Annotated in this window: 7 protein-coding genes; all 7 read right to left on the bottom strand. The window is 41.9% G+C overall.

Annotated elements, in window-relative coordinates:
- Positions 1-324 precede the first annotated feature (324 nt).
- Positions 325-1,479 carry an SVAGG family GlyGly-CTERM protein gene (locus KIO97_RS23055; protein WP_285384034.1) on the bottom strand — a complete coding sequence of 385 codons (1,155 nt, stop codon included), beginning with the start codon at positions 1,477-1,479 and terminating at the stop codon, positions 325-327.
- A 184-nt stretch (positions 1,480-1,663) separates the two neighbouring features.
- On the bottom strand, positions 1,664-2,224 hold the full coding sequence (locus tag KIO97_RS23050; protein WP_285384033.1) for a hypothetical protein: 561 nt from the start codon (positions 2,222-2,224) through the stop codon (positions 1,664-1,666).
- Complete coding sequence (locus KIO97_RS23045; protein ID WP_285384032.1) at positions 2,214-2,669, bottom strand: hypothetical protein; 456 nt, start codon at positions 2,667-2,669, stop codon at positions 2,214-2,216. Before KIO97_RS23045 ends, KIO97_RS23050 begins: the two co-directional genes overlap by 11 nt.
- A 110-nt stretch (positions 2,670-2,779) precedes the next feature.
- Positions 2,780-3,967 (bottom strand): hypothetical protein, encoded by a 1,188-nt coding sequence (locus KIO97_RS23040; RefSeq protein ID WP_285384031.1) that lies wholly within the window; start codon positions 3,965-3,967, stop codon positions 2,780-2,782.
- Positions 3,967-5,622 (bottom strand): GspE/PulE family protein, encoded by a 1,656-nt coding sequence (locus KIO97_RS23035; protein WP_285384030.1) that lies wholly within the window; start codon positions 5,620-5,622, stop codon positions 3,967-3,969. The genes KIO97_RS23040 and KIO97_RS23035 overlap by 1 nt, the downstream gene beginning before the upstream one ends.
- A 13-nt stretch (positions 5,623-5,635) precedes the next feature.
- The gene (locus KIO97_RS23030; RefSeq protein ID WP_285384029.1) at positions 5,636-5,932 is read right to left on the bottom strand and encodes a hypothetical protein; all 297 of its coding nucleotides are present in this window, start codon (positions 5,930-5,932) and stop codon (positions 5,636-5,638) included.
- 65 nt (positions 5,933-5,997) lie between these two features.
- The coding region (locus tag KIO97_RS23025; protein ID WP_373417335.1) for an IS3 family transposase at positions 5,998-6,155 on the bottom strand (158 nt) is incomplete at its 5' end.

The raw sequence follows: 6,155 nt of genomic DNA, 5'->3' as shown, positions 1-6,155 counted from the left end.
AACGCTACACCAGTGTTGATCGACGTTTGTTGCATTTCAAAGGTGTTCTTGTTGGCCTCGTTGACTATTGCAGTATTGGCTTGGAGGGGGGGACTGACACCTAATGTCACCCCAAGCCCTACTACGACACTAAGCCCTAGTAGTCTCGTTCCATTCATGATTAGTTCCTTTAATGTTTGTTTTTATATAACCCTATTATCGATAGGCTTAACCCTTTAAACTCAACACTATTCATCTAATCAATCATTTTCTAGAGAGCCTCCCGCCTTAATGCGCAATAAAAAAAAAGCCCCCATTTGGGAGCTTTTTAAAAAGGTGTTTTTCTTACTTTCTACGCCACATTAATAGCAACAACATCAATGATGAGAAAATCCCCAAAGAACCACTGCCTCTACTGCTACCTCCAGTTGAGCCCGAACCTTGATCTGGCTCGTCCGCAACTTTTGCCACAGTTACTGACAGCTTTGTTTCTTGAGTATTAACCCCTTCACCATATCGAATTCCCACATTGAAAACACGGTCTTCATAGCGACTTGAGTTGTTAAGCAAATTAACTTCAATACTCTTACGAGTCTCGCCAGCTAAAAACGTATAGCGTTGAACATGCTGTTCGTAATCAGTATCGGCAATCGCTGTTACCGACTCTGTATAGAATTCAACACTTACACTTTCACCCATTGCTTTAGGCAAATTGACAAATACTTCGAAACTATCAGCAACATCGTCTTCATTCACTTCCAATGTCGCCATATCATCAACTACAGGTGCTACAGGTGCAGGCCAAGTGAAAAAGTTCATCCATTCATCATTACCCGCATCAACCGCTTTCAAAGCCGTCACATCATTAGGTGAAATCAGTGGGCCAGTTAGATTGTTCAGTGTAGACGAACTCATCAGTGTTCTATGACCTGTTTCTTGCTCGTAGGCATCTGCATGAGTATGAGGCAAACCATCTGCATGGCCTAGTTCATGAGCAATGATTACACCAATGTCATGATCATAGCCGTATGGTCCCATCGATACGACAGCGTTTCGTTTACCTACACCTTGATCAATATCGTTATCACGGTAACACGTTCCAGCATTTCCCATTCGATTATAGTTGCCAGACTCAGGAACTAACCAAACAATATTGTCAGTATAATCGAACTCAGAAGTGATGGTTTCGCAACCAGCTTGAACACCGCCTAACGCCCCTTGATTACCACGTGTAGCAGTTGCTACTACACCATTCGCAGGTTCAATAATTACTTTGTTCACTTTACGAACATACGGTAGCTGCGCCATTTCTAATGTTTGGTTTGAAAGCTTCATCCCTTTCAAAATTTGTTGGTCAACCCATTCGCGGCCAAAGCTCTCAACAACTTCTTGATCCACGACAAAAGTCACGTCAATAATGTTGTCTGTTTCAACTGCAAACGCACTGAACGATGAAGCACAAACACTTAAAACACCAATTTTTTTTACTAATTTTTTCATATTGAAATCCTTATACCTTCGGGTATTGTTTATTTGACCCCTTCACTTTGAGCTATAAAGAAAAACAAATAAACATTCGTTCCCGCTCAAAATCCAGTCGCCTTTACAACCCGAAGAAACAGCAATTATTGCAGTCCTTTCTTGTTCGCAGTGCGAACAGCTCTAACACTCTTTGCAACGCTAATCAGCAACCATTATTATCAAATATCTGACTACCACCAAGCCACATAGATGATTGAATTGCCTGACTATTACCTCTGACTCTATCAAAGATCACTTTCGAAGTCTCAGACACACGCCTCACTTCAATTGTTACCACTCCATCTAATGTAGCCACCGCTACTTCAGACCCAAATTGATATTGCTCGACACTAGCTAGAATTCGATTTTCGACCACTTTTGCTCCCTTCTCTGTCAACTCCGTGCTTATAGTTATCGATAAAGAAGGTGGAGCTTGATACGCAAATGTAAAATTCCCATAACTGCTACTGCTTGCACTTTTTGGAAGAGAGAGATCTCCCAACACCATAGACAGGGGAACGTTGTCAACCACGCAGGCATAATTCATGGCCTCTTCCCATGACTTTGCAATAGAAAGCATATCCCCTGATACAGCTTGATATAAAATCAGTGCTTTTTTGTATTCAAGATATTTTGTTCCATACAAAAGAGCGGCCATAAAGACCGCTACAAAACTAACAACAAACCAGCCAATAACGCCTGCTTGATAACGTCTAAAGCCCATAAGTAATATTCATAATCTTTGAACTTTCATCGTATGCCGCTTGATCCCAACCAGCAGCAATTCGATGACCCACTCGGACTGGCATTTGGTCAGCGGAAATTACATACGAATAAGGTTCTGTGCCTGCTGCCACACTAAAACTACCACCAAAAATAACGGCGTCCGCACCGTCACCAATCCAAGTGGGAGTGGTAGACTTAATCATATCCATAGAGATACCCGCAGTTGTATTACCTTGTGCTACCTCCACCACGGCAGAGCTGACTTCACCAACTTGGTATTTGAAGATCAACATACGACCTGTATCCAAGAGGTATTCACTTTTTTGAAACAACACATACGCTAACAGACCGAGAACAACAAGTCCCCCAATCATATCGATTGACAGAAAACCTTTTTGTAAACGTCTATTACGTCGCATTGCCATCGCTCGGCTTGAGTTCATTTTTTTCTCCTAATTGAAATTAAGTAGTTAACCTACTCAAGCTACTTTACCCAGCTAAACTCGTTGCGTATGAATTAAACCTACGAAAGTATTTATTCCTCAAAACCTAATCACACCATTTGGTCTAGTTTCGCAAATGCCCCATCGAGGCAAGCGACGAATGCTCCAATCATAAGAAGAAGTGAAACAATCCAAACGACGGCCATACTTTTATCAACACGTTTTACTATCGCATCACCGTAATCTCTGGCTAAGTTTTCTGATATTGTTTGAAATGCAAGATGTGTCGTTAACCCTTTTTGAGAGCGCCCTGCTACCCGAAGTCGCATTTTTACTCTTTTAGGTAATAGTCCAGTATCTAGTTGTTCTAAGTTAAACTCACCACTACCAGAGCGACTGATCATTTCATCGACATGTATTCCAATATAAGGCGTCATCAATGCCTCATTTGATTGGAATTCATTCAAAGCTTCTTTCAACTTCATCGCACCACCATTAGGCGATACTAAAACGGACATTATAGAGAAAAATTGTCCTGCAACTTTGGCTTGGTAATAACTATAACCAGGAATACATTTGTCTAACTCCAATCGATATTCACCGTCATACCAACGGCAACCATATAGGTATGCAGCCATAACACCAAATACACATGCGATTATTGGTCTGGTCCACTCAGCCAACCAATGCCCAAAAGAGTCATAAGCAAGTGCAATTGCTGACCACTCACTTTTCGGCGTATCTCCCGCGAAAGCACTAACACCATACATCGCCGCTACATACGTAGATAACAACGATAAAGTGACCAACAATACTGGTTTTTTGAAAATCCCTCGCAGCTTCTTTGCTATTCTTTGCCTCTCATTTTCATGGTTCAACAACAATTGCAATGGGCTTTCAGAGTGTTCCATTTCATCACCATAGTTGCCTTTACGGTTTTTCCGAGCATGATTAGCTGTCTTTACAATCATAGCGAGTTCAGGATAGAACCAATCAGTCATAGCCTTGTCCAAACCACCGTCACCCGCTCCCATGCCATTCAAAGCCACAACGCAAAATTCATATTGCATACAATCTTTGCCGTAACTTGACTCGTATTCATCACGAAGTGCCTCTAAAGCTTCCTTGTCCATCGTTCCTGATAATTTGAGCTCGCTGTAAAATTCAACAAACTCAGCTTGTTGTAAGGCCGTCAACCGTCTGCGCTTCAACCAGAGATCTATGTCATCAAACAAAACATGAGGGAAAACACTGTTTAGCTGCTCTACACATACGAGCCAAAGCTTTAATCCAAGCATTAGTACATCCTCTTTTCCGAACTATCCATTAACAGACCAGATACTGCACTGTTTGCTATTTCAGGGTCGACCATGCCTTGTTCAATCAGTTCCCATGTTTGTTCATGCATACTCTTCCAACCGCGCTCAATCAAAGATGCTTTCCATGCATCCCAATTTTCTTCACGTATGCACTTACGAGCAAAATCGTCAATCAAAATGTATTCGAAAACTAATTGACGATCTAAGATGCCTGCCGTTCCGCCTTTCGTACATTTATCACAACCTTTAGGGTTTCGAAGTCGTAACTGTTCTTTTTTTCCAATATTTTTTAACCGTGCAAATGCCTTTTCGGACAAGACCTCTTCCCATTCTTGCCATTGTTTTTTAAATACAGAGGTCTTTGCTTGCTGTGTTTTTTCATAGCTCGCCATACGACGAGAGCAAGAACAAAGTTTCGGTACAAGTCGCTGACAAGCAACCATTCGGAAGAGATCCATTTCAGCTAACTGTTGGTACGACATACCCATGTCATTCATACGCATAAACGCGCCAATGGCGGTAGTGGCGTGCATACTCGCTAGGACCAAATGACCCGTTCGTGCGAAACCACATGCTTCTCGTAAACTTTCTGTATTCCTAATTTCCCCCGCTTGACCAATATCAGGGTCCATACGCATAAGGTCACGAACTTCATCAATCTGATGTTTCTTATTCCCTTGAAACACTAGAGGATCTGAAGAGAGTGTTTCAACGGGGTCTTCAATAGTATGAGCAATCTTATCCTCTGGCTTTGCTTCCATCATTCCCATAAGTACAGTGGATTTACCCGCACCTGTAGGGCCAGTAACTAGAACCATGCCGTAAGATTCAGTCATCACCCTCCGTAGCACTCGCTCTGTTTCAATAGGTAGGTTTAGCTCGTCTAACTTCCTTGCTTGACCGCTATTCAAAATACGAATCGTGCAGACCTTATCGCCTTCTGTTTTATTCGACAAAGAGCGATAAGTTATACGAACTGAGATATATGCATCTTCACCATCCTTATGCACTAGCACATTATCTAGTTTCGTTCCCCCATTCATGTTTGGATTGAAGTCATCTTCAGAGTTTTCGACCCCCGCATCACCAATCGCGGCTGCTATCATACGCATCACATCTGCGCGAGGTCGGTGAAGTGGGTTTAAATCTATGATTCCATCCACACGAGAATAGAACACAGCATCTGAACCTCTGAGGCTACAGTGAATATCACTCCCGTTACGTTCGTAAAACTCACTAATGATTTCAATTAACTCTTGAACCGTCGCACTAATTTCTGATTGAGCATCTCGTGTTCGTTCGTTCTTGGCGGCCTCATTAGCTAATGATTGAGCTCTGTTAATTTCTTTTCGAATTGTAGCTTTGTCGCACGTTCGAATATCTCGCCAAGTAGTTCGTTTCACTGTCTCACTAATATTTTGTGAAACTTTCATCCACAATGGATAGTTATCTTTCGCCGCTTCATCAAAAACAAAAGTGCCATCAGAAAAACAAACACAAACCAACTTTTTGTTGATCTCATTATTGTAAGCACGAAGAACCTCAATTTTGTTCTCTGGTTTCTTCTCGGATAATTCACTGGCAGAGATAGACGTTACTATTTCACTCTGCTGTTCACTCATAACTTCAGACATATTCTCATCCTAATCAGTTCGTACACAATTTCTGCTTTAGTGGCTTCCCATCTATTGCGAGTGAAACGCACTCTAATTGAGGATCGAAGCTAGTGATTTCTACATTGCCGATGTATTGACCTACTCGAACATTTCTATACCAAGAATCCCCCTTAGTGAAAAGCATACTTCCATCGTCTCCAACACCACGAAGTCTTAACTGAACACGATAGTCTGAGTCGATAGACTGTTCTGCGGTTTCCAAATCATCTGATTGCGTAGTCTGTCCTTTTACGTATGTAGTAGCACTATCAACGCGCAGCCCATCCATACCATTTTCTAAAGCATTCAAATTTCGTGTAGCCCTCGCATGTTCTTCTTGGCTCTTTGTAGTGGTCAAGTAAAACTGGCCACGGTTTTATGAGGAAACCAGAACTGTCGTTCTGATTCATTTGGTGTTAATCCACCATTATATTGATGGGGACGATGCTGGTTGTAATACCCAACCAGATAATCCGTTACTGCTTGGTTCGCTTCTAGAAAACTTCTATAGC

Origin of the sequence: Vibrio sp. B181a, from assembly GCF_030248375.1 — a bacterium.
Taxonomy (GTDB): domain Bacteria; phylum Pseudomonadota; class Gammaproteobacteria; order Enterobacterales; family Vibrionaceae; genus Vibrio; species Vibrio campbellii.
Note: the sequence above shows the minus strand (reverse complement) of the source record. Positions and strands in the feature narration are given on the sequence as shown.